The 24369-nt window shown below is 70.2% G+C and carries 20 protein-coding genes; 14 read left to right on the forward strand and 6 right to left on the reverse strand.

All coding sequences use genetic code 11. The annotated features are described in order from the left end of the window. Positions 1-46 precede the first annotated feature (46 nt). The 4 genes from BLU09_RS19830 (at position 47) to BLU09_RS19845 (ending at position 3636) form a co-directional block, all read left to right on the forward strand. Complete coding sequence (locus tag BLU09_RS19830; protein WP_090491118.1) at positions 47-946, forward strand: ABC transporter ATP-binding protein; 900 nt, start codon at positions 47-49, stop codon at positions 944-946. A gap of 9 nt (positions 947-955) precedes the next feature. Continuing rightward, entirely contained in the window at positions 956-1717 is a 762-nt protein-coding gene (locus BLU09_RS19835) for an ABC transporter permease (protein WP_090491119.1), read from the forward strand. A 79-nt stretch (positions 1718-1796) separates the two neighbouring features. After that, positions 1797-2807 (forward strand): ABC transporter substrate-binding protein, encoded by a 1011-nt coding sequence (locus tag BLU09_RS19840; protein WP_090491120.1) that lies wholly within the window; start codon positions 1797-1799, stop codon positions 2805-2807. 58 nt (positions 2808-2865) lie between these two features. Then, the gene (locus BLU09_RS19845; protein WP_090491121.1) at positions 2866-3636 is read left to right on the forward strand and encodes an HAD family hydrolase; all 771 of its coding nucleotides are present in this window, start codon (positions 2866-2868) and stop codon (positions 3634-3636) included. 6 nt (positions 3637-3642) lie between these two features. Here BLU09_RS19845 and BLU09_RS19850 read toward each other — a convergent pair whose 3' ends face one another. Then, positions 3643-4134 (reverse strand): hypothetical protein, encoded by a 492-nt coding sequence (locus tag BLU09_RS19850; RefSeq protein WP_090491122.1) that lies wholly within the window; start codon positions 4132-4134, stop codon positions 3643-3645. A 625-nt stretch (positions 4135-4759) separates the two neighbouring features. Between BLU09_RS19850 and BLU09_RS19855 the strand changes: the two genes are divergently transcribed. Further along, a complete protein-coding gene (locus tag BLU09_RS19855) occupies positions 4760-5722 on the forward strand; it encodes an NYN domain-containing protein (protein ID WP_090491123.1) in 963 nt (320 codons plus the stop codon). A 16-nt stretch (positions 5723-5738) separates the two neighbouring features. On the opposite strand, the gene BLU09_RS19860 is transcribed toward BLU09_RS19855, so the two are convergent. Beyond that, entirely contained in the window at positions 5739-7778 is a 2040-nt protein-coding gene (locus tag BLU09_RS19860) for a PilZ domain-containing protein (RefSeq protein WP_186817692.1), read from the reverse strand. A gap of 317 nt (positions 7779-8095) precedes the next feature. Between BLU09_RS19860 and BLU09_RS19865 the strand changes: the two genes are divergently transcribed. Both BLU09_RS19865 and BLU09_RS19870 read left to right on the forward strand, forming a co-directional pair. Further along, positions 8096-8590, forward strand: a complete 495-nt coding sequence (locus tag BLU09_RS19865; protein ID WP_090491125.1) for a YkgJ family cysteine cluster protein — start codon at positions 8096-8098, stop codon at positions 8588-8590. Positions 8591-8699: 109 nt separating this feature from the next. Next, positions 8700-9428 carry a hypothetical protein gene (locus BLU09_RS19870; RefSeq protein ID WP_244171872.1) on the forward strand — a complete coding sequence of 243 codons (729 nt, stop codon included), beginning with the start codon at positions 8700-8702 and terminating at the stop codon, positions 9426-9428. 10 nt (positions 9429-9438) lie between these two features. On the opposite strand, the gene BLU09_RS19875 is transcribed toward BLU09_RS19870, so the two are convergent. Genes BLU09_RS19875 through BLU09_RS19885 form a run of 3 tightly spaced genes read right to left on the reverse strand, consistent with a single transcriptional unit; the run spans position 9439 to position 12418 of the window. Then, the gene (locus tag BLU09_RS19875; protein WP_090491127.1) at positions 9439-9858 is read right to left on the reverse strand and encodes a hypothetical protein; all 420 of its coding nucleotides are present in this window, start codon (positions 9856-9858) and stop codon (positions 9439-9441) included. 9 nt (positions 9859-9867) lie between these two features. Further along, the gene (locus BLU09_RS19880; RefSeq protein ID WP_090491128.1) at positions 9868-10494 is read right to left on the reverse strand and encodes a hypothetical protein; all 627 of its coding nucleotides are present in this window, start codon (positions 10492-10494) and stop codon (positions 9868-9870) included. A gap of 28 nt (positions 10495-10522) precedes the next feature. Continuing rightward, positions 10523-12418, reverse strand: a complete 1896-nt coding sequence (locus BLU09_RS19885; protein ID WP_090491129.1) for a ribonuclease R family protein — start codon at positions 12416-12418, stop codon at positions 10523-10525. Between the two features lie 319 nt (positions 12419-12737). On the opposite strand from BLU09_RS19885, the gene BLU09_RS19890 reads away from it, so the two are divergent. The 4 genes from BLU09_RS19890 to BLU09_RS19905 all read left to right on the forward strand — a co-directional run bounded on the left by BLU09_RS19890 (position 12738) and on the right by BLU09_RS19905 (position 19224). Beyond that, on the forward strand, positions 12738-15629 hold the full coding sequence (locus BLU09_RS19890; protein WP_244171873.1) for a serine/threonine-protein kinase: 2892 nt from the start codon (positions 12738-12740) through the stop codon (positions 15627-15629). Between the two features lie 91 nt (positions 15630-15720). Further along, entirely contained in the window at positions 15721-16455 is a 735-nt protein-coding gene (locus BLU09_RS19895; RefSeq protein ID WP_090491131.1) for a head GIN domain-containing protein, read from the forward strand. A gap of 154 nt (positions 16456-16609) precedes the next feature. Next, positions 16610-18073, forward strand: a complete 1464-nt coding sequence (locus BLU09_RS19900; RefSeq protein WP_090491132.1) for a hypothetical protein — start codon at positions 16610-16612, stop codon at positions 18071-18073. A 425-nt stretch (positions 18074-18498) separates the two neighbouring features. After that, complete coding sequence (locus BLU09_RS19905) at positions 18499-19224, forward strand: DUF429 domain-containing protein (RefSeq protein ID WP_143043154.1); 726 nt, start codon at positions 18499-18501, stop codon at positions 19222-19224. A gap of 16 nt (positions 19225-19240) precedes the next feature. Here the strand turns inward: BLU09_RS19905 and BLU09_RS19910 are convergent, their stop codons facing one another. Continuing rightward, on the reverse strand, positions 19241-21442 hold the full coding sequence (locus BLU09_RS19910; protein ID WP_090491133.1) for an EB domain-containing protein: 2202 nt from the start codon (positions 21440-21442) through the stop codon (positions 19241-19243). Between the two features lie 205 nt (positions 21443-21647). Between BLU09_RS19910 and BLU09_RS19915 the strand changes: the two genes are divergently transcribed. From BLU09_RS19915 to BLU09_RS19925, 3 genes are all read left to right on the forward strand, one after another. Further along, positions 21648-21944 (forward strand): hypothetical protein, encoded by a 297-nt coding sequence (locus BLU09_RS19915; protein ID WP_090491134.1) that lies wholly within the window; start codon positions 21648-21650, stop codon positions 21942-21944. Beyond that, positions 21941-22270, forward strand: a complete 330-nt coding sequence (locus BLU09_RS19920) for a hypothetical protein (protein ID WP_225888398.1) — start codon at positions 21941-21943, stop codon at positions 22268-22270. Before BLU09_RS19915 ends, BLU09_RS19920 begins: the two co-directional genes overlap by 4 nt. A 333-nt stretch (positions 22271-22603) precedes the next feature. Then, positions 22604-24340: a serine/threonine protein kinase gene (locus tag BLU09_RS19925; RefSeq protein WP_244171874.1), complete on the forward strand. Its 1737-nt coding sequence runs from the start codon at positions 22604-22606 to the stop codon at positions 24338-24340. The last annotated feature ends 29 nt before the right edge of the window (positions 24341-24369 follow it).

The following is a 24369-nucleotide window of genomic DNA, read 5'->3' on the forward strand; positions in this document are numbered from 1 at the left end:
CCTGCTCCCCCTTCCCACTTGCACCTACGTGCCTAGCTTGTGGCCGATGCTGCGCGCTCTCCTTGGCCGTTGGAGAAGTTCCCTGCGCCTGCTCCAGCCGGCGCATGTCGGTGTGGAGCGCGCGAAAATCAGCGTCGCCCGGTTGGACCACGAGTACGCCAACAAGGTGGTCGCCTTGCAGAACGTGGACCTCAACGTCCGCTCGGGCGAATTCGTCTGCCTGCTGGGCCCGTCCGGCTGCGGCAAGTCCACGCTGCTCTACGCGCTGGCGGGGCACGTGGCGCCCACGGGGGGCTCGGTCTCCATCGACCGGCAGCCCATCCACGGGCCCGGGCCGGACCGGCTGCTGATGTTCCAGGAAGCCGCCCTGTTCCCGTGGCTCACCGTGCGCGGCAACATCACCTTCGCGCTGGCTGCCCGGGGCGTGCCCCGCGGCGAGCGCCGCGAGCGGGCGGACACCTATATCCGGCGCGTGCAACTGGGCGGCTTCGAGGACGCGCTGCCCCACCAGCTCTCCGGGGGCATGAAGATGCGGGCCTCGCTCGCCCGCGCGCTGGCGGTGGACCCGGCCGTGCTGCTGATGGACGAGCCCTTCGGCTCGCTGGACGCGCAGACGCGCATCCACATGCAGGAGCTGCTGCAGTCCATCTGGGTGCGCACGGGCAAGACGGTGGTGTTCGTCACCCACGACGTCCATGAAGCGCTGATGCTGGGCACCCGCGTGGTGCTGATGGCCCCCAGGCCGGGACGCGTGGTGCGGGATTTGGAAGTCCACCTGCCCATGCCGCGCCAGCCGGAGGACGCGGCGCTCAATGAAATGGTGCGGCACGTCGGCGGCCTGCTGCGTGAGGTGGAGGGCCGCGCCCACACACGCTCGCTCCAGCCAGCGCCCACCCGGGCCCCCGCCCAGCCCGTGCTCCGTCCACAGGTGATTCCCGGCCCGTAGAGGTGCGTCATGAAACACCATGCCCAGAAGCTGCTGGTGATTGCGTTGCTGATTGGCCTCTGGGAGCTGGTGGCCCGGATGGGCGTCTGGTCTCCCCACCTGCTGCCCCGGCCCCTGACGGTGGCCCAGAGCCTGGTGGCCATGGTCACCGACGGGCGACTGGTGGGCGCGGCGGGGCGCTCCCTGGGGCGGCTGCTGCGCGCCTACCTGATGTCGGTGGCCCTGGGCGTCCCCCTGGGTCTGCTGATTTCCCGCATCCCCTTCTTCCGCAACGCCGTGAAGCCGGTGGTGATGGGGCTCCAGGCGCTGCCGTCCATCTGCTGGCTGCCGCTGGCGCTGCTGTGGTTCGGGCTGACGGATGGCGCCATCCTCTTCGTCGTCGTCATGGGCAGCGTGCTGGGCATCGCCATCGCCACCGAGGACAGCGTCAACGGCGTGGACCCGCAGCTCACCCGCGTGGCCAGCACCCTGGGCGTGCGAGGCCTGCGCTTCCAGTTCGGCGTGCTGCTGCCCGCGGCCCTGCCCGGCATCGTCACCGGCCTGAAGCTGGGATGGAGCTTCGCCTGGCGCGCGCTGCTGGCCGGTGAGCTGCTCTTCGTCTCCGGCGGCCTGGGGCAGTTGCTCACGGTGGGCCGCGAGCTGATGGACGTGCCCCAGGTCATGGCCGTCATGGTGGCCATCGTCATCATCGGCACCGCGGTGGACCGTGTCCTCTTCCAGACGGTGGAGGTGCGGCTGCGGCGGCGGTGGGGGCTGACGGCGACGACGTGAGGCCCACAGCCGTGTGGCGCCTGACGCTTGGATTCGGCGGGCGTTGAAATCCCGCCGCCGCGTCACACCTTCAGCGGCCATGCGTGTCTTCCACTTCCTGTTGCCCGTGGTGGTCGCTGGACTGGCGGTGCTCGGCGCGGGCTGCAAGCGCGAGTCCGCCGCGCGCGGCCCGGACGCGCCGCTGCGCCTGGGCTTCTTCCCCAACATCACCCACGCCCAGGCCCTGGTGGGCAACGCGGAGGGCACGTTCGCCTCGCAGCCGGGGGTGGGCCGCCTGGAGGTGATGCAGTTCAACGCGGGGCCCGCCGCCATGGAGGCGCTGGTGGCCGGTTCACTGGACGTGTCCTACGTGGGCAGCGGTCCGGCCATCAACACGTTCCTCAAGGCGGGGCGCGAGCTGCGCGTCATCGCCGGCGCGGTGAACAACGGCGCGGTGCTGGTGGTGCGCACGGTGAAGACGCCCGCGGAGCTCAAGGGCAAGAAGCTGGCGTCGCCGCAGCTGGGCAACACGCAGGACATCGCCCTGCGCTACTGGCTCGAGCAGCAAGGGCTGACGACGCGCCTGGACGGCACCGGGGACGTGCAGATCTTCCCGCTGAGCAACCCGGACATCCTGGGCCAGTTCCTGCGCGGCGGCATTGAGGGCGCCTGGGTGCCGGAGCCCTGGGGCGCGCGCCTGGTGGCCGAGGGCAAGGGCCGCATCCTGGTGAATGAGAAGGACTTGTGGCCCGGAGGGCGCTTTCCCACCACGGTGCTGGTGACGACACGACAGGTGCTGGAGACGCAGCGCCCGCGCGTGGTCGCCCTGCTGCGCGCGCACGTGCGACTCACCGAGCGCTGGCAGGAGGACCCGGCCGGCTTCACCACCGCGGCCAACGCCGCCTTCGGCCAGCTCACGAGCAAGCCGTTGCCCGCCGGCATCCTCCAGCAGGCCTTCTCCCGGCTGGAGCCCAGCCTGGACCCGGTGCCACAGGCGCTCGCCACCGCGGCCGAGCACGCGAAGACGCTGGGCTTCATCACCGACGCCAACATCGACGGGCTGGTGGACCTGAGCCTCCTGGACGAGGCACGAGCGGGCGCCGCGAAGTGATGACGACGGAACACAGCCGGGGTGACGCGGGCCCGAGGCCGGGGGAGGATGCGCGCCCATGAAGATGGAGCGTGTGGAGGAGACGCTGGAGCGCATCCAGTTGGAGGCCGAGCGCGCCCCCGGCGGGGTGCTGGCCTTCGACGGCGATGGCACGCTGTGGAGCGGAGACGTCGGAGACGACCTGTTCCTGGCCCTGCTGGAGCACGGCGACATCCGCCCGGAAGCGCACGCCGCCCTGGAGCGGCTGGCCACCGCACATGGCTTCGAGAAGGGCCTGCCCGCGCGCGAGCTGGCGCACCAGCTCTTCGCCGCCTTCGAGGCGGGGCGGATTCCGGAGAAGGACATCTACGAGATGGTGGCGTGGCTCTTCGCCGGTTGGCGCGTGGACGCGGTGCGCGCCTTCGCGAAAGACGTGGTGGCCCGCCACGCGGTCAAGCAGCGCATCCACCCGGAGAGCCGCCGCGTCGTCGAGTGGGCCCGCGGACAGGGCATCCCCTGCTACGTGGTCAGCGCCTCGCCGCTCGCCGTCGTGGAGGCCGCCGTTCATGAAGTGGGGCTGGACCCCTTGAAGGTGCTGGCCTGCACGCCGCGCACGGAGGATGGGACGGTGCTGGCCGGCATCGTCGAGCCCATTCCCTACGCGGCCGGGAAGGTGCATTGCCTGCGCTCGCGCACGTCCCAGCCGCTCTACGCGGCCTTCGGGGACAACGTGTTCGACCTGGAGTTGCTGGCGGCCTCGCGCGTGCCGGTCGCCATCCGGCCCAAGCCACGGCTCCGGGCGAGGGCAGCGGAACTGCCCTCGCTCGTCCAACTCCACCCGGAGGACTGAAGCGCGTCAGTCCTTCGGCTGCACCTCACCGGCGAGCGCCAGCGCCACGTTCTCCGTGGTGTTCTCCACCTGGTAGACGGCCACCACGTGCTGGCCCTTCTCCGGCTGCTTGCGGATGCGCAGCGCGCTCAGGTCCAGGGGCACCACGGCGCCGGGCTCCGTCTCCAGGTAGAGCATCTGCCCGTTGAGCTTCAGCACCTTGCCAGACAGGCGCTTCATCTCGTCCTGGTCGGGCGTCACCTCGCGGATGGGCATGCCCACGCCGTTGGCCTGGGGGCCCACTTCCAGGAGGCGCTGGCTGCCGCTGTTGGAGCGGTCAATGGACATGGTCGCGCCGAAGTTGGTGAAGCTCCGGTCCAGGCCCTCCTGTCTGGGCACATTGCCAGCGCCGGAGCCGTCATTCGGGATGTTGACGGGTTCACGGGCCAGGACAGCCACCGGCACCATCAGCGCCGCCATGGCGGCGGCCCACCAGTTCCCAGCGTGCATTCGTTTCATGGGTCCTCCTCCTGGAGGGGCCGTGAGCCCCCCGTTGCCGACAAGCTAGGCCCTGACCCGAGGCCCCACCCCTGTGGACGGAACGTTCCGTCGCACCAAGGGCCGTGTGCCATGCGGCGCGCCGGGCCCACGAGCGGACCTGCTGGCCAGGTCCGAAACCGACGCGCGGGTTCCAGGCAGGCGGGCGGGCCGTGCCCTCAACCGCGGGCCCGCCCCTCCCACCTGCCTCCGTTCCCCCAACGGGCCGTGGACGTCGCGTCCCCAGAGGAGGCTTGCGTGCGGCCCCCCAGTGCACCCAGCAACACCAGACAGGTGATGCGCAGCACGTTTTTCGTATCAAGCATTGTGTGTCTTTGAAGCCTGAAGTGACGTTGACGGCGCGGCTTCCCCCGGGCCCATACGAGCGCCTGGTTTCAACCCAGCCAATTCACCATCATTGCGTCAGGCTTTATCCCCGAGTAACATTCAATGACACATCGGCATCCCTTGAGTGAGGACCGTCCAATATTCAGCCGGTCCTTACCGGGTGCATCCTCTCTCCTCGATCGATTCGGGCTAGGGTGCGCCGTCCTGCCCGGACCCCTTTCCCCCCCGCCTTCGTGGCGGCACCACGCAGAGGCCGCACGTGAACGGTCGCAACGCTGAGCACCGCATCGCCCTCTTCATCGACTTCGAGAACCTCGTCACCAACACGGGCATCAGCTCCGCGAGCTTCGACTTGCAGCCCTCGCTCGACCGCCTGCTGGAGAAGGGCAAGGTCGTCTTCCGCCGCGCCTACTGCGACTGGTCCCGCTTCGCCGAGGCCAAAATCCGGCTGCACGAGTTCGGCGTGGAGCTCATCGACGTGCCGCCCTCCACGCGCGCCGGCAAGAATGGCGCGGACATGCGCCTGGTCATCGACGCGCTGGAGCTGTGCTACGCGCGCGAGAGCATCGACACCTTCGTCATCGGCTCCGGGGACAGCGACTTCTGCCCGCTGGCCTACAAGCTGCGTGAGAACGGGCGCACCGTCATCGGGCTCGCGGTGAAGGAGTCCACGTCGCCGCTCTTCGTGAAGGCCTGCGATGAATTCATCTACCTGCGCCCGCGCCAGTCACGCTCCGACAAGGGCGACAAGGAGAAGGGCCGGCAGAGCGTGTCCGCCGAGGAGGCGGGACACGGCAAACGCGGCGGCCGCCAGGGGCGCGACGAGAAGGGCCGGGGAGACAAGGAGAAGACGCCGCAGGGTGGCGGCAAGTCCCAGCCGAAGACGGAGGTGCCGGACATCGCCCGCGAGGTGGTGCAGAGCATGCTGGCGCGCGCCACCGGGCCGGTGAACCCGTCCCTCATCAAGGAAGCCATCGTCCGCAAGGAGCCCGACTTCGACGAGCGCGAGCACGGCTTCTCCACCTTCGCTCGGCTGCTGGCCGCGCTGGAGCAGCAAGGCCTGCTGCGCCGCATCCAGCAGGGCCGCCAGTGGTACGTGGTGGCGGCGGACTTCGACGTCGGCGGGGGCGACAGCAAGGGCAAGAAGCGCGGCCCCGCGCACACCGTCGAGGAAGACGACGAGCTGGAGTCCTACCCGGACCCGGACGAAGACGAGGGCTGAGCCCCCGTCCCCGCGACTACGCCCCCGCCGGGGGCGTGGTGGCCTCGAAGAGGTGCTCGAGGAACTCGGGCAGCAGGCTGGCGGAGATGACCCACAGCTTGCCTTCGCCCAGGTCCGCGAGCGACGCGCGCTCCACGTACTCCACGCAGGCCGCTTCCACGTAGTGGATGAACACCTTGCGCTCGCGCGCGCGGTACCAGTCCGCCGCGTGGGCCAGCAGCGCCACCATGGCGTCCTGGGCCTCCTTCGTCGCGTCGTCCACCAGCGGCACCAGCCGCACGCCGTCCAGCACGTTGAAGAGGTTGAGGCCCGGCTGCGCCGTCTCAAGCACCGCCAGGACGACGGGCTTGCCCTCATGCCGCGCCACCACCAGCTCGCGCTCGCGGCCCATGCCCGCCTCGCCCCAGCGCTCCTTGGCGCGCTTGAGGTCGAAGCGCTCCGGCACCAGGTCCAGCGCCTCGCGGTAGGCCAGCGGACGCGTGCGCTCCACCTGCTGGAAGAAGGCCGCGCGCTCCGCTTCGGTGGGCGTGCCCACCTCGATGCCCGCGGGGATTTCCCAGGCCCCGTCCACCTCCGCCTCCATCAGCTGGAAGGGCACGAGGCACGTCTGGCCCGTGTGCTCGTACCAGGTGGCGAAGTCGAACTTGGTGAAGCGCACCCAGCGCACGCGCGCCTCGCAGAAGGCGAAGAACCACTTCACCTCCGGGTCCACCTGCGTGGGCTCGTAGCCGCGCAGGTAGATGTCGCGCAGCGCCTCGCGCGCCGACGTGCGGCTGCCCTTCACCGGCTGACGCGCCAGCTGGTGCGCCATCCAGCTGCCTTCGTACGGCTTCACCACCGACAGCGTGGCGCCCACGGACTGCCCCTCCGGGTGCACCACCCGGTAGCCCAGCCGCGTCCGGCCCTCCAGCCGCGCCAGCGTGGCGTCGAAGCTGGGGTGCGCGTCCTCGAAGTCCTCCGGCGACTTGCCCGGCAGCCGGAAGTAACCCGAGCCGTCGAAGAGCTTCCAGGTGGCATCCCCCCAGTCACCCTCCACCTGGGTGGCCGGGTGCATCTGCGCCTCCACCAGCGCGCGCCAGGCCTGCGCGCCCGCCGCATCCAGGGGACGCACGGACATGCCGCAGCGGCGGCCCGCCGCGGTGCTGGAGATGTTGCGCACCTCGGCGCGCAGCCGCACCGGCGCCATTCCTTCCGTCACGACCTCCAGCACTGGCTGGCGCAGGCCCGGGTACAGCAGGTCCTCGCCGGGCTCCGTCAGGAAGGCGATGCCCTCATAGGACAGGTCCAACACCTGACGCCGCACGTGCACCTGCGGCCACAGCGGATGGTCGAAGGACAGCGTGCAGGCACGGCTCGGCGGCGCGCGCCGCAGCCAGCGGTGGCGGTAACGAACGAGCTCCCGGGGCAGCGGCATCAGCACCAGGCCGGACTCCTCGCGCGCCTCGCTGACCTCCAGGTGCACCACGCTGCTGTAGCCAAAGGCCTCCAGGGTGAAGGGCTGCGCGGGCAGTCCGCCCTCGAAGCGCCAGCCCATGCGGCCTTCGCGCGGGTCGAAGTACGCGGCCGTCACCGGCACCTTGCGCCCGTCCGCGGTCCGCGCCATGCCGCGTGCCTGCCTGCCCACCAGCGCGTCGCAGATGCGCCGCACGCGGTCGGGGTGCTCGATGCGCTCCTTCCACACCGGCCGCGTCTCCGGCGGGAGCAGCAGGCCGTTGTCACGCAGGGCCTCCAGCACGGAGACGATGCGGCGGCCCGCGTCCAGGGGCGGCGCCAGGAAGCGCATGCTCACCTCCGGCGCGCCGCGCACGTCCATGACCTCCACGTCCAGCGCGGTGGCCCATCGCTCGCCATGGCCCAGCACCACGGAGGCGGTGTCGCCCGGCTTCGGCGCCGCCTGCGTACCGAGGTTCAGCGTCAGGTGCTCCAACGACAGCTGCACCAGCCGACACGGCGCCTGGAGGTTTCCGAATGACGCCACCGCCGTCAGTTCCGTCCCCATCCGGTAACCGAGCATCGACGCCCGGCCGCTCAACCCTTCCAGCGTGTCCGCCTGCATGACAGCTCCGTTGTCTGAAGGACGCCGATTGTACGGCTTCACAGGTGCGAGACTTGAGAATTCTCACTGGAAGCGTGAGCACGAACGAGCCGCGCGTAACCTGTTCTCCAGGACAGGACTGGATGTCTGATTTTTCAAGTGTCACACGGATGGTCATTTCCCTCTCAGACGGGATGTGCGCCCGCATCCCATCGGGTCCGTGTGCACCCAGGTTTTTCGGGGGTGAGTTGGTGTGGCATGGCCACCGGGGGGGTGAGCGCTCGTACGCCTGCTCGCTGAGGTGGCACTGGCTCCGTCAGCGGGTTAGGGGAAGGAGCATGCCGCGCAACACCCTCTGCCTTCGTTGCGGCATGTGCTGTGACGGAACGCTTTTCACGCACGTGTCGCTCCAGCCGGAGGAAGCCCTGGCGCTCCAGCGGCGGGGATTTCCCGTGGGCGCACGCACGGATGGAAGTCTCGCCTTGCTGCAACACTGCTCGGCCCTGGATGAGCGCACGTGCACCATCTACGAGGACCGCCCCGCGAGCTGCAGGCGTTATCACTGTCAGCTGTTCTCCGCGCTGGTTGAGAAGGAAGTCTCGCTGGACGAAGCGCTCGCGGTGGTGGACGAGGCCCATGCGCGAGTGGCCACCGTGGCGCGCACGCTGGCGCCTGCTTCGGAAGGGGCGCCGCGCTCGGTGCTGCAACGCGCCCGGCGCGCGAACCTGCGCGAGCACGGCGGCCCGCTGTCCGCGACGGACCTGGCCACCTACGAGCATGCGGAGGCCTATCTGGATACACACTTCCGGGGGCGCTTCGGACGTTGGGATTGAGCGCGGCGACGCGGTGAATCCCAGCCGCCTCGCACCCCCGTGTGGCTACGATGCGGGCGCGATAATCCGGGCCGTGCTTCCACGGCGCCGCGTGACACCGAGGACTTCGATGAAGACGAACGCGTCCGTGCTGGCGGTGATGACGTGCTCCCTGCTGACGGCGCCGCTGGCCATCGCGGATGACACGGCCCCTGTGAAGTCCGCCTCGGTGGATTTGAACGGTGATGGCACGCCGGAGGCCGTGTCCATCCAGTTCGACGAACCGAAGAACGAGTTCATCCTCAAGGCGGGCAGCGCCACCATCCGGGGCCCCGGTGATGACAATGAGCCCGCGGGCGTGTTCATCGTGGACCTGGACAGCCGGGACAAGCGCAAGGAGCTCGTGGTGCGCACCGGGCAGACGGACTACGACCAGCGCTCGTACATCTACGGCTTCGACGGCAAGGCGCTGAAGCTGCTGGGCACCGTGCCCGCGCTCACCGAGGCCAAGGGCAACGGCATCATCCTGTCCGACTCATGGCAGGGCTTCTGGAACCGGCGCGACAAGTACGTCGTGGACGCGAAGACGGGCAAGGTGTCCGAGGTGCCGCAGGACCTGTACGCCGTTGGCGTCGAGGCCACGGTGAAGCAGTCGTTCCCGCTGGCGCGCAGCCGCACGGACAAGAGCGTCGTCGCGACGCTGGCCCAGGGCTCGAAGATTCAGGTCCTCGCCGCCGCGCCCTCGGGCCGCAAGGGTGAGGGCTACCTCTACCTGGTGAAGTCCTCCACGGGGCTGCTCGGGTGGGCCACCGCGAAGGATTTGACGGGGAAGACGGACGGCCTGCCGCTCGCGGGTTGAGGGCCGGTGGCTAGCGCTGGACGGCGAGGATGCGCCAGCCCCGTATGTCGATGGCGTAGGTGGCTGCCTCGGTCGCGGTGGCTCCTTCGCTGCGACATGCGCCTTCCTTCACCAGGAATCTGACGAGCACGACTTCATCGTTCAGTGGAGCCGCCTCGACATCGTAGGAGTCGCGACGATGGAGGCACACGTCATCCGGCGTGGCGTCCCGAGGCGGCTTCACATCCCGAGGAAGCATGTCGTCCATCGCGAGTTCGATGGCAGCGGCCAGGTTCGCCGGCACCCGCACACGGCCTTCCGATGGGAGCCACAAGGGGTAAGGCAGCTTCGCCGCCTCCTCCTTGGAGGCGTGCTCCGGGCGAAAGGGCCGCTGGAAGAGAGCACAACCGGGGAGCATCACCAACGCCAGCAACAGGGCTCGACACTTCATGACCCGCTCCTAGTCGCCCACATCCGTGACGATGCCGAATGGCTTGTGCTCCGGCTTGATGATGCCAACGAGTTCCCAGGCCCTCCCCTTGCGAAGATAGACCTCACCGGGCTGAGGTTCATTCGCATGGGGAACCAGCTTCATCACATGACAGTCCGTATCGAACTGGATTCGGATGAGCCATCGCTGGTTCTTCGCCCATCTGTCTTCCGGTGTCAGTGGCGACGGTGCCCAGGGATGGCTGTGGTAGTCGGCGATGCCGACCGCACGTCCACGCTCATCCCGCACATAGCGCGGTGAAGTACATGACTTGCGCTTGTTGGGACCGATTCGCTGCATCTCACCGAGGGGCGAGGGGTAGCTCGCGTAGAAGACGCCGTCTCCGAGCGAGTAGAGGACGCCGCAGTATTCCTGGCCGTAGTCCTTCTCTCGCGCTCCATCCATCTCCATGATGATGGGACAGAGCTGGTCGATGACGTCATCCACGTTCCTGGAGGGTTGGATGGCGGGCCATGGGCCTCGAACCCATACCTGACCGCCATCAGGCCCGAAGTAGACGTCCCTCCCAGCGTACCGATAGCCCGCCCCGCCGCAAGCCGTCAGCAACAGGGCAACCTTGGCCCAACGAAGGCTCATCCGGGCGTCCCTCCCACACCTGCGCCGGTTACTCAGCCAGTGACAGCTCGATGCGGCCGAGCTGCTCGTCGGTGGAGGTCACCTTCACCGTCACCGGCATGCCCACGGTGAAGGTCCGCTCCTTGCCCACCAGGGACAGCTCGCGCGCGTCCGGCCGGAAGGGGCCTCCGGACAGGGCATCCGCGGGCACCACGCCTTCCACCAACATGCCGTCCAGCTGCGCCACCAGACCGAAGGGCCGCACCCGCGTCACACGCGCCTGGAACTGCTTGCCCACGTGCCCCGCCATCCACCGCGCCTCCAACTCGCGGTGCCGGTCGTTCTCCGCCCGCGTCGACGCGCGCGCCTTCGCGTTGATGTGCACCGCGAGCGCCTCCATCCCCGGGTCTTCATCCACGAAGTCCCGGCGCCCACGCAGGTACCCCTTCAACGTCCGGTGCACCGCCAGGTCCGCGTACCGGCGAATCGGTGACGTGAAGTGCAGGTACAGCGGCGCCGCCAGGCCGAAGTGCGGCCCCGGCTTCACCGTGTAGCGCGACGGGCCCAGTGAGCGCCGCAGCACCGAACGCAGCGCCGGCTCCGCCACCGCGCCCGCAATCTGCCGGTCGAACGCCGCCAGCGCGAGCGGCGTCAGCTCCCGGCCGAAGCCCGCCGCGAAGCCGGACGTCTCCGCGAACGCATTCAGGTCCGCCACCCGCAACGGGTCCGGCTGCTCGTGCACGCGGTACACCCCGGGCAGGCCGCGCGCCAGCAGCCACCCGGCGATGGACTCGTTCGCCGCCACCATGAAGCGCTCAATCATCGCGTGCGCCGACGTCGGCTTCTCACTCACCAGCCCGGACAGCTCGCCCGTCGCCTGGTCGAAGGTGAAGCGCGCCTCGTCCCGCGCGAACTCCATGCCGCCTCGCGCGGCCCGCGCCACCGCCAGCCGCGCCGCCGCCAGCCGGAACCATGGCATCACCTCGCGCACCGGCTCCATGGGCGCCGACACCTCACCCCGGTCCAGGAAGGCGGCCACCTCGTCGTAGTTCAACCGCGCCCACGAGCGGATGACGCTCTCGTACACGTCCGCCGCCGTCACCCGGCCCTGCGGGTCGATGCGCAGCTCCACCGTGAGGCACAGCCGCTCCTCGCCCGGCATCAGGCTCAGCCAGTGCGAAGACAGCGCTTCCGGCAACATCGGCAGCACGCGCCCCGCCAGGTACACGCTGGTGGCCCGCTCACGTGCCTCGGCGTCCAGCGCCGTGCCCTGCTTCACGTACTCACCCACGTCCGCGATGGACACCAGGAGCCGCAGCGCCCCGTCCGGCCCCGCCGGCAGCACCGAAATCGCGTCGTCGATGTCCCGCGTGGATGGCGCATCCACCGTCACCGTGGGCACGTCCCGCAGGTCCCGCCGCGCGCCCACCGCATGCGGCACCGCGCGCGCGCCCCGCGCTTCCTCGACGACTTCCGCGGAGAAGTCCCTTCGCAGCCCGTGCCGGGCGATGACGCGCTCCAGGGAGCGGTCCTCCCCTTCCTCCACCCGGTAGAGCAGCACCACCTTGCCTTCGTCGATGCGCGCCACCACCGCGTCACCGGCCTTCACCTGCGTCCCCGCCGGGTCGAGCACCCAGTCCGCGTTGGCCACCTCGCGGTCCACGTGGAGCAGGGTCACGCCCTTGCGCAGCACCACCTCGCCGTAGACCTGCGTGCGAGGCCGCTCCACCAACGACAGCTGGCTCGCCGACCAGCGCCCATCCGCGCCCGCCGTCACCGTGGCCGTGACGACGTCCCCAGCGAAGTACGGATTGAGGTCGGGCGGAGGGACGAAGGCCGACAGCACCTCGGGCGAGCCGGGCGTCTGAACGGTGAGGAAGCCGAAGCCTCGAGGGTGGACGTCGAGACGGCCGGTGACGGTGCGGGGCGAAACGGAAGTATCCATGGAACCTTGGGCGCGTGTTTAGCCCACTCCCATCCTGGGAAAGCAGGGCTCGCGCGGGAAAATGTCAGCCCCCGGGAGCACGGCCCATCGAGGGCCTGCGTCTCACCGGGAAAGCCATCGCCAGGAATTGGCGACCTGCCGCCGGGGACGCAGCCGGGCCCGCGCCCCTGACATCCTCCGTCCAGGCCGCCCACGATTCCCCACCTGAATCCGGCTTCAATTCCGCCCTACCCGGGAAGTCATCAGGTCCGGTAACGAACCCGTGAGGGACGGGGCTTTCGCGTCCATCCGGCTCGCGGTGTACATTCGGCGCCATTCAATGAGTGGGAACACGCTGCCGCTCGCGCCGGAAGCGCGCTCGCTGGGCAAGTACGAGGTGCTCTGCCGCCTGTCGACGGGCGGGATGGCGGAGATTTTCCTCGCGTCCCAGCGGGGCCTGGCGGGTTTCCACAAGCTGGTGGTGCTGAAGCAAATCCTCCCCGACATCCGCGGCGAGGAGGAATTCGTCCGGATGTTCCTGGACGAGGCCAAGGTGACGGCCGCGTTCAACCATCCGCACATCGCCCAGGTGTACGACCTGGACATCGCGGACGGAGAGCTCTTCCTCTCCATGGAGTTCGTCCCGGGCGCCACGCTGGTGGAGGTGGCTCGCGCGTGCCGGCAGGCCAACACGCCCATCCCCATGGGCTACAGCCTGATGGCGGTGCGCGATACCGCCGTGGCGCTGCACTACGCACACACCTTCACGGATCCGCTGGGCCGCCCCTCTCCCGTCATCCACCGGGACGTGGCGGAGAAGAACATCATGGTGACGTACGAGGGCGTCACCAAGCTGCTCGACTTCGGCATCGCCAAGAGCCTGGCCCGCGCCAGCCGCACCGCGGTGGGCATGGTGAAGGGCACCAGCGGGTACATGTCGCCCGAGCAGATCATGGGCGAGCCGCTGGATGCGCGCAGCGACCTGTTCAGCCTCGGCGTGGTGCTGCACGAGTGCCTCACCGGCATGCGGCTGTTCTACGCCAAGCAGGCCGAGGCGATGATGAACGCGGTGCTGCGCTGCGAGGTGACGCCGCCCTCGCGCACCAACAAGCACGTGCCGCCGGAGCTGGACGCCATCGTCATGCGCGCGCTGTCCAAGCGCCGCGAGGACCGGTACGCCTCCACGCTGGAGTTCGCCCGCGCCATCGAGCGCGCCGTGGGACCGCTCATCTGGCATCCCGAGCAGAGCAGCGAGCTGATGCTGCGCCTCTTCTCCGACCGGCGCGAGCAGACGCGGCAGCTCCTGATGAGCGGGCAGAACGACACGGGAGACACCACCGGCGTGGTGAACCTGGCCAAGGTGATGGCCATGGGGGTCGAGCCGTCCGAGCTGCCCACCGGCGGCGTCACCTTGCCGCCGTCGCCTCGGGCTTCGGGAGCGCCTCGGAGCGCCGCGCCGCCCCCCGCGCCCCGGCGTCCCACCACGGGCGCTCCCGCCGCGTCCCCTGAAGCCGGCACCGTTCGCAAGGCCGTGCTTCAGGCGCCTCCGGGCAAGCGGCTGGCCTCGCGCGCGTCTCCCGCTGACGCACACGCTCCGCCGCCGCCTCCCGCCGAGGCGGTGACGCTCCCTCCGTCCGGGGGGCAGCACGTGCGCACCCAGCCGGGGATGCCGGCTCACGCTCCGGAGCACACGGTCCGCACGCAGCTGCCGGGCACCGGCCGAGACGCGGGCGCCTCTGCGTCCGCGCCGGGTGAGGCCTCCTCACGTCAGGGCTCGCGGGCCTCGACGGCCGATGCCCAGGCCACTGCTCGGGAACAGACCCAGATTCGCGGGGTGCGTTCCCCGGAGCCACCCGCTCCGCCAGCGCCCGAGGAATCTCGCGCCCGACCGACTCGCACACCGGATACGGTCCCTGCCGCGGATGATGCGCCTCGGGCACGTTCATCTCGCTCAGCGGATCCATCGCCTGCTGGCGATGACGCGCCTCGGGCACGTTCATCTCGCACGGCTGAGCCGGCGCCCACCTCGGATGACGCTCCACGGGCACGTGCATCTCGCACGCCCGAGCCTTCCCCGCCCGTGGATGAGCCCCCGCGTGCCGATGCACGGTCCCGCTCGTCCCGGACGCAGGACGGCCTGCGCACGGTGGCCCCATCCGAGGCGCCTGCGCCTCGCGCCGCGACGGAAGAGGCATCCCGCACCCGCGCGCCCCGCACCCAGGACGGCCTGCGCGCCTCCGTGCCCACGCCGCCCCCCGCCGAGCGCGACCTGCAGACGGCGATGATTCGCATGCCGGTGCTGCCCCCCGAGCGTGGTGGGGACACGGTTCCGGTGACGCCCTCGCCGCGCCGCCCCATTCCTCCCCGCCGCAGGCAGGGTGGCGCTTCGCCCGAGCCCACCACCCAGCCCGTCCGCTTCCACGACATGCCCATGGAGGAGGACGACGAAGAATCCACGGTGCAAAGCCGGGGGAGCGACACGACAGGCCCCAGGCGCGCACGGGCCCCCCAGTTCCAACCACAACCTCGGCGAAGCCGGGCCTGGATGGCTGTCACGGCGGTGGTGGGCGTGCTGGCGCTGGGCGTCGCGGTGGTGATGCTGGGGCTGGACGGTGGCGTCGTGTCCTCCCGGCTGAAACCCCTGCTCGGCCAGGGTGCCCCTCCGCCCTCCCAGCAAACCGCCGGGACACCCCCTCCGGTGAACGCGGACAAGAACCCGGCGGCGGGGACAGCGACGCCCGTGGCCCCACCGGTGAACGATGGGCCGAAGGACACGGGTGATTCGGCCCTGGCCATCGCGGATGTGGCCCCCGTCACCCTGACGGATCAGGTCCCCGTTCCGGATGAGCGTGCCCCGGACTCGGACTCCGCCACCGAGGACGATGCCCCGCTCAAGGAGCCCCGGACCTTCAAGCGCGTCCGCAACGGGACGCAGCGGAGCAAGGCGGTCGCCACGGCACCCCGCAAGGCACCAGCCACGCCGCCCGCCTCGGAGAGCGTACCGGCGGCCGAGCCCGGCTTCCTCACCCTGGTCACCGAGCCCAAGGCCCAGGTGTTCCTCGGCGGCCAGGACCTGGGCAAGACGCCGCTCTTCAAGGTGAAGCTGCCCGCGGGCCAGCACACCCTGAAGCTGGTGGATGCCACCACCAAGGCGCACCAGGTCCCCGTGGACATCAAGCCCGGGGAGACGACCTCCGTCCGCGGCCCGTTGAGCCTGCTTTCGGACCCCTGAACGGCGGGGCAGGCAATCAATGCGGGGACCGTGCGTACCTTGAGCACGCCGGGGTCCATGTCGGGGCCCCCTTTTCCATTGGAGCGTGCCCATGTCCCCCGCCCGCGTCTCAATCGTCGCCGCCTTCCTCCTCTTCGGTGCCTGTGCCCATGCCCAGGATTCTCAAGCCGGTGCGTCCGCTTCCGCACAACAGCAGCGAGGCGATGTCCGAGAGGTGCCCGACTTCGATGAGGTATCGGTGAGCCACGGCATCCGGGCCGAGGTGAAGGTGGGCCCCAAGTCCGTGCGCCTGGAGGGACCGGCCGAACTCGTGTCCCGTATCGAAATGGATGTGCATGACGGGACGCTGCGCACCCGCGTGGACAAGAAGCTCTTCAGCGGATTCAAAGGCAGCAGCGTCCGCCTGTACGTCTCCAGCCCGCGCGTCGAAGGCATCCACGCCAGCGGCGGCAGCCACGTGGACGCGGACGCCACGCGCACGGACGAGTTCGACGTCGAGGCCAGCGGCGGCGCCATCGTCAACGTCCGCGGCGTGGATGCACGCCAGGTGGAAACCGAGGCCAGTGGTGGCTCGAAGGTGACGCTGGCGGGACGGGCAACGGACTTCGACGTCGAGGCCAGCGGGGGCTCCATCGTGCGGGCCCTGGACGTGAAGGGCGTCAAGACGCTGGACGCGGAAGCGAGCGGCGGCTCGCGCGTGGAGGTGGATGCGTCCGACCGCGTCAGCGGCGAGGCCTCCGGGGGCAGCGTCCTCCAGCTCGTGTCCCGCCCGAGCCAGAGCGACGTGCGCGCCAGCGGGGGCTCCAAGGTCGTCTACAAGGACTGACGCGCCCGCCGCCGTGGAAGGCGTGCCGCGTCAATGACAACCCACGGGTGGGATGAACGGGACAGCACCCGGAGTGACGGGTGGGCCGGCTTGCTCCACGAGGGCCGGGGCGGCTGGAATGCGCGTCCCCACCCCTCGCGGAGATTCCCGCCCGATGACGCCTCCCCTCCCTTCCTCCGATAACGCCCCGGCGCCTCGGCGTCGCGGCAAGCTCCTGTGGGGAGGCGCGGGCGTCGGCGTGGCGGTGTTGGCCGGAGGACTCTTCCTGTGGAGCCCACGGCCTCCATCACCCGGTTCCACCCCGCGGGACACGCACGACGCGCATGGCGAGTCCCACGCAGACCACACGCACGAGGCGCCCAAGGCAAAGTCCCAGGCCCCCATGGAGGTGCTGGTCCAGACGGACCGCGCCGCTCGGGCCGCCGCGACGGGGCAGCGGGCCCAGGCGCATGAGGCACTGGCGGCCGCGCTGAAGCTGGCGCCCCAACATGCCCCGGCGCTCCTCGTGAAGGCCTGCCTCGCGCTGGAGGAAGGCCAGGACACCGAGGCCAGCGACGCGCTCCGCCGGCTGGAGGCCGCCGCCCCGGGCGCTCCGGAAGCCAAGCTGCTGGCGCGGCTGGGCGAGCTGCGGCGCACGCCCGGCATGGACTGGCAACAGGCGTTCCGCCAGGCCTGGGTGGACCTGGGCCAGCCCGACCTTCAGCAGAGCGAGCTGCTTCCCGGAGCCACGCCGCTGCCGCCCGACCCGGCCATCGCCGCGGCGGCGAAGGCCGCCTGGGAGCGTGCCGCGTCGGACGACGTGAGGCTGATGCTGGCCCTGGGCAGCCCGCGACTGGACGCGGACAAGGCGCTCTTCCTGCTGCGGCAGGTGCCTCGGCTGGAGGACCCGTCCCTCTTCGTGGCGGTGATGGACGTGCTCCGGGGCGAGGCCTTGCCGCAGTCCTCCCACGACGAAGCGCGCACGGTGTTCCGCCAGAAGCTGGAGGCGCTGGCGGCCGCGAACCCACGCGCCATGCAGATTCAGTTGCTGCTGCTCCTGGGAGACACGGAGCCGGGCTCGGAGATGAGCGCGGCGGAGATCGACCGCCTGGAGCAGGTGGCCGCGCTGCCCGTGTGGCGCGAAGGCGTCTTCACCCGCACGTACGAGGAAGCCCGGAAGCTGCTGGAGGGCTCGGGAGTGCCGGATGTCAGCGCCACGGCGATGGCGGTGGCGGCCCACAGCGTGACGGACCGGGGCTCGTGGGTGCTGCGCACGCGCAACGTGGGCACGCGCGGCTCGCTGTCCCCCGAGGGCCGGAAGCGGCTGGGCCGCATCACCCGCGACATCGGCACGCGCATGGCCGAACAACCCACCATGGTGGAGCGCGTGGTGGGCCTGCAGCTCGTCCGCGGCGGCGCCCAGGACATGGGCGACGAGGCCGGGCGTGAACAGGCGCTGGCGCGAATCGACGCGCTGGAGGGCGCGGTGGCCCTCTTCCGCAAGGCGTCCATGGACCGCTGGCCCCTGCATGCGCTGACGGAGGAGTTGATACAGGCGAGCACGCGAGACGAGCCCGCCTACCTGCTGTCCTTCACGCGCGTGGAAGCGAATCAGGCGGCGGAGACACAACAACCGTAGCGGCGATTGGAACGAGGTCTCTCGGGCCCCGGGAGACTTCCACCCGGGGCCCGAGCGGGCCCCCCACGATGCCACGAAGCCGCCGCACGCCGGACCTCCAAGGTCGTCCGGGCAACCGCACTCCTTCCACGCGAGCGCCGGGAACAAGGGGGTTGCTTCCCGAGCGGCCTGCGCGTGGGCACCGTGGAATACCGTCCACGAACGCCAACGCTACGGTGGTCGAAGAATATCGGCTGCGCGGGGCCTGTCCACCCGCCGGGTTCTGACTCTCGCAAGCACCGTGACAGGCCGGATGTGGTGAGGACCCATAGCAGTTGCGCATTCACGACGAGTGTGAGCAGGCGCGGGGGAGACTGAATTCCTTTCAGGGCGCGTCATGAAGCAGCGCGATATGTGGAAAACCGCTACGCCGGCTTGAGCTCACCATGCGCTTCCTGGGCTGGGATTTGACGGACCCGTACGCACGCGTTGCCCGGCCCGTGGACGTGGCGGAGGTGGATGCCCGGGGGCAGGTGCGCTTCTCCGAGCTTCGGTGGCCCATCCCCTCCAAGGCGCTCGGCTTCACCCCCGAGCTGCTGCGCTCGTCATTTCCTTTGAACCCGGAGGATGTGCTCGTCATCGATGGACCCCAGGCGCTGGCCCGGCCAGGAGCCTCCGTGCGCGAAGCGGAGCGATGCCTGCGCGCGCCGGGACGCACGCCCGACGTGCTACCCGAGCCTGGACGTCCCTTCGCCGGCTTCGTCCGGGGCGGAGTGCTGCTGTTCGCGGCGCTGCATGCGCGGGGTGGGCATCCCCTGTTGGACGTGGACACGGACTCGCTGGAGGAGGCCCGCCTCTTCGAGGCCTTCCCCGGCGCGACGTGGCGCGCGCTGTCTGTGGAGAAGTTGGGGAAGAAGACGTCTCACGCGGGACGGACGCGAAGACAGGCGGTGCTGGAGGCGCGGGGCCTGCGCTTCCCACCGGGCCTGCTTCCCACCCATGACCAGTTGGACGCAGCGCTGTGCGCGTGGCTCGGGTGGCTCACGCGCAAGGCGCCCGCGCGCGTCACCGCCGTGGGCGCACCGCTCACCGTGGATGCCCAGGGCTGGCTGCGCGAGGGCCGCATCCTCGACGTGCGGTCTTCCGATACGCCCACAAGTTCTCCACAGTGAAGCGCCGCGCTGCTGCTCAGTGAACCGCGTTCTCATGGTGCCCGTGCCCCGGTCCTCCGAAAGTCCCGGGCCAGGGCGCGTTCGCGGGCAGCACCCCCGGCATGGGGAAGCGCATGAAGCGCGGCTGGCTGTTGGCGAAGGGCGGATCGCACTCGCCACAACTGAGGGCCCCATCCATCACGTAGAGGGCGCCAGGCCCCAGCTCCATCAACTGCGGCACCGTGCGCGGCGCGTAGTCGAGCGGGCACTGGAAGGCTTCCGCCCCATCCCGCGCGCGCACGCCCACGAGCAACCGTTGGTTGTCGGCCGCCACCGCGTGCGTCAGCACCAGCGTCTCGGGGGGAAGCCCCGTGCCCCTGGGCCAGGTGGCCAGCCGGAGCTCCTTGCTCGTCAGGTGCTGGCCTTCCTTCAGCGAGTACAGCCACGCCGGCTCCAGGTCCGGAAGGCGGAAGCCCTTCAGCTGCGTGGCGGCCGGCGTGGCGCTCCGGCTGTCCACACCCGCGTTCACCGTGGTGCCCGACGCGCTGGGCACCACCACGTCCGAGGTGGCCACCGCGCGGCCCAACTGCTGGGCGAGGTGCTCCCCCACCGGTGTCCCGTCCCGGGTGCTCAACGCCTGGAAGCCCCATTCGGGCAGCAGCAACCCGTTCACCACCGCGAGCTCGCCCGCGCGCAGGGGCTCCGTCCTCCGCCAGCGCGGCACCCCGTCCGAGGAGAAGGCCATCAGCAATGAGGGCGCCCCCGACGCCAGCGGCGCGCCCGTGTTCAGCGTGGGCGCGAAGGCGACGTAGAGGTCCCCCACCGCGTCCGAGGCGAGGCCATACGGGTGCGGGTGGTTGCACTCGGCGAGCTGTGGGTCCGTCAGCTCGCGCGCGGACACCATGTGGCCGAAGGCATCCAGCACCACCAGGAAGTACATGCGGCACGCCGTGTCGCGCCGCTGGTCCGTGGGGTAGGCCTCGAAGAGGGCCGCCAGCCGGTCCGGCGCCATCACCGCCAGCCGCGCCAGGAAGAGCGTCTGCGTCCTGTCGCGGAAGTCCGGCCGCGCGTCGGCCAGGGTGAAGGTCCACCGCGGTGTCCCCGTGTCTCGCTCCAACAGCGACACCGTCCCGTCCATCGGCATGTCCATGCACAGGAGCCGGTCGTTCCACAGCATGCAGCGGCGCGCCGGTTTGGAGGCCCGCACCGGAGGCCCCTTGCCCGCCGCGTCCAGCACGGGCGTGCCGTAGAAACCCGACAGCGTCACGTCCCCTTCCGGCCCCACCAGCAGGTCCTGCAGCTGCTCTTCTCCCGCCCGGGCGTCGTGCTCCCAATCCACCTTCAGGGGTTGCGCCGCGGGACGCGCGCACACGCCACCGCGGCAGTGCCCCGACGCCTGGCACGGGCTGGCCGCTTCACACAGGAAGCCCTCCGGCAGGTCGCGCTTCACGCAGGCCCCATCCAGGCACACGTCCGCGTCCTCGCAGGTACCTTGGGCCGCGCCGCAGAGGGTGCCGTCCGGCGCGGGAGCCGTGGCGCATCCCATCCGCGGGTCGCACGTCCCCACCTGACACGGCCCGGCCGCGGGACAGGGCGGCGCCGGCACGGACTGGCACCCGTCCAGCACGTGGCACACGTCCGCGGTGCAGGCGTTGCCGTCGTCACAGGCGCGCTCCTCGCCCCGACAGCGTCCCGCCTGGCAGGTGGCGCCGGTGATGCAGGCATTGCCCGGCTCACACGCGGTGCCGTCCGGCAGCACCGACTCCACGCACCGCTCCGTCACCAGGTCGAAGGTGGCCGCCGCGCACGTCACGGGCGTGAAGCACTCCGGCACCGGCTTCGCCTCGCCCGCCAGCACCAGCTGCACCTGGCCGCCATCCGACGCGGTGCCGGTGAGGATGACCTCGTAGGTCCCTTCAGCTTCGGGCGCGAAGCGCAGACGCACTGGCACCTCGCCCGCCAGCACCCGGACCGGCAGCGCCGCCTCCAACGAGAAGGGCGCCGTCACGTCCGTCCACACGACATCCAGCGGGGCCCGGCCGCCATTCACCACGCGGACTTCGGCCTCCCGCCGGGTGCCCGGGTAGGCGTGCGGGAAGTCCACGCGCCGCGCCGACAACCGCAACCGCCCCTCCGCCCCCGACAAAGACGGCGTGTCCCGACAAGCCGCCGCTCCCAACCCCAGCATCAGCGCCAAGACGATGCCGCTGTACCGGGACGCCTGCGTTGCGTGCGCCATGGCGTTCCCCCCCCGTGCCTCCTGGCTATACCCACGCCAGAAGGCCCCGCGGACGCCCCGCTCCCTCGATGTCCCACCTCCCAACACTTCAGGGTCGGCGGGGAGGGGGGCAGTGTTTTTTACAGGCCGTTCCACTGCTACAGGCTGCAACCACGCGAAATGGTTGGATGCCGGAAGGGTATGGTTCTGGCACCCGGGGTACGCCATGACCTCTGTCGCATCCTCCTCATGCGCCCCTTCGTCATCGCAGGCCTTCACCGTGCTCATCCCACGCGGCCTTCAGGCGGCCGTGGAGGGGCTCGCGGCGGAGACCCGCCAGGAGCTGCTCGCCGAGCTGTTCCGCCTGGCCGCGCTGGCCCGGCAGGAGGAAAGTCAGCTGCCCCCCGAGTTCCCGTACACGCTGCGGCTGGACGTCGCCGGCTGCCAGGTCAGCGTGGAGCTGGACCCGTCCCGCTCGCGCCTCACCCTCGTGGGCCTGCTGCGGCCCCAGCCGCTGGAGTGAGCCCGGCGACCCGCCTGGGCTGGGGTGAGATGTCGCGCCGTGCTGGATACGCAGAATCCTGGGACCTCACGTACCTGGTGGAGCAGCTCCGGGAGCTGATCGGGCACGACCTGCGCCTGGGCGCCGCCCTCAGCGATGAGCTGGAGGACGTCCTGGGCAGCCTGGTGCAGCGCAATCAGCGCCTGAGGGTCCTGCAGCGCATGGTGACCGCAGAACGCGCCCCAGAGGACCTGGCGGCCCTTCGCGGGGCATTGGAGGAGATGGACCGGGAGCTGATGACCCGGCTGCCTGCGTTGCTCGAACAGCTGCGCCTGGCGCTGGCTTGAGGTGGGGCACCGGCCCTGGGTTTCCACAGGCACTTCATCCCCAGCGCCGACTGCTTCTTCTAAAGGTTCATAAGAGGTATTGATCTATTGGTAGTGGCAGTAGGCAGCTCGGACTTGGGGACAAGTCAGCAAGCTCCCGGGAACACTCACGAATTCGGGATGTGCTACATGTGGGTAAAGTGACGGTTATCCCCGGGAACCCACAGGTGTTGATCCACACCGGGGTTTCTCCACAGCCCCTCCCCCACTGTCCACAGGCCATCCACAGCTTCCCGGTGGATGCGGGAGGCACCCCAGGTGGAGGCCCGTTCTCACCACACGTCCGCCCCGTACATGCCTGTTATCGTCTGGCGCGGGATGTGCCCCGACAGCGGGGTGCCGGCGGAGGGTTTCCCCATCGACTTCTATCGGGGCGAGCGCATCGGGAAGTACGAGGTCGTCACGCAGCTCTCCGTGGGCGGAATGGCGGAGCTGTTCCTGGGCTTCACTTCGGGTCCGGGTGGCTTCCGCAAGTACGTGGTCATCAAACGGGTGCTGCCGGACGCGCGGGACAATGCGCAGTTCGAACGCATGTTCCTGGACGAGGCGCGCATCACCGCGGCCTTCAACCACCCGAACATCGCGCAGGTGTTCGACCTGGGGCGCGAGGATGACGGGCTCTACCTGGCCATGGAGTTCATCGCCGGGCAGAACCTGAACCAGATTACCGGCGCGTGCCTGCGCCGCCAGGAGCAGCTCCCGCTGGGCTTCACGTTGTCGGTGGCGCGCGACGTCTGCATGGCGCTGCACTACGCGCACACCTATACGGCGCCTTCTGGCGCGCCCAGCCCCGTCATCCACCGCGACGTCGCCCAGAAGAACATCATGGTGACGTACGACGGCGTGGTGAAGCTGCTCGACTTCGGCATCGCCAAGGCGAAGGACAGCCTGGAGCGCACCAACGTCGGCACGGTGAAGGGCACCACCGGGTACATGTCCCCGGAGCAGGTGCGGGGCGATACACTGGACGGCCGCAGTGACTTGTTCTCCGTCGGGGTGATGATGCACGAGCTCATCACCGGCGCGCGCCTGTTCGCGGGCAAGAACGAGCGCGACGAGATGATGAAGATTCTGGAGGCGCCCGTCCCCTGGCCCTCGCACGTTTCGCCGCACGTGCCCGAAGAGGTGTCCAAGGTGGTGATGCGGGCGCTGGAGCGCAGCCGCGAGAAGCGCTTCGCCAACGGCCGGGACATGGCTCGGGCGATTGAAGCGGCGGCGGGCAAGTTGCTGCTGGACGCGCATGACCGGGCCGCGCTGATGCAGGACTGGTTCGCCGAGCGCATGTCCGCCACGCGCGTCATGCTGGAGTCCGCGGACGGCACCACCAACGGCGTCATGCTGGACTCCGCGAAGCGGGCGCTGCGCAGCGATGACGGGCCCTACCTCCCCGAGCGCAACGACATCCCGACGCCGTCGAACGGCGTGGCCGGCATGCCGCGCAAGCCCTCGCGCAAGGTGCCCGCGGCGGCGGCGTCCCGGAAGGCTTCGGCGGCCGTGGAGGACACGCCGCAGCCGCCGGAGAGCAAGGCCTCCAATGTGCTGTGGGGGCTGGTGCTGATGGGCATCCTGGTGGGCGGTGGCTATGCCGCATGGCACCTGTCGAAGGTGCTGAACGAGACGGTGGAGGAAGAGGACGCGAGCGTGCTGCGCACCCTCCCCCAGCACGACCCGAACCTGCCCGTCTACCTGGGACCGGGCTCGGGCCCGCCCACGGATGCCGGCAACACGGAGGCTTCAGCGAAGGCGGTGGGCGGCGAGGACGCGGAGGGAGCCCGTTCCAAGGAGGCGGCGAGCGCCCGTCCGGTGAAGGGCCGGGGCAAGCTGACCTTGCTGGTGTTGCCGGAGGCGGAGGTCTTCCGAGGCAAGAAGCGGGTGGGCCGCACGCCGATGTTCAACGTGGCCATGCCCGCGGGGGAGCACGACCTGACCATCGTGGGCCCGGACGGCAAGAAGCGCATGCTGTCGGTGCCGATCAGCGCCGGGGAGACGACCCAGTTCCGGCTGAAGCTGGCGGAAATCCCCGAGCGCTGAAACACAGAACCGGGATTGAGGGGCACGTC

The sequence above is a fragment of the Myxococcus virescens genome (assembly GCF_900101905.1).
Classification (GTDB): Bacteria; Myxococcota; Myxococcia; order Myxococcales; family Myxococcaceae; genus Myxococcus; species Myxococcus virescens.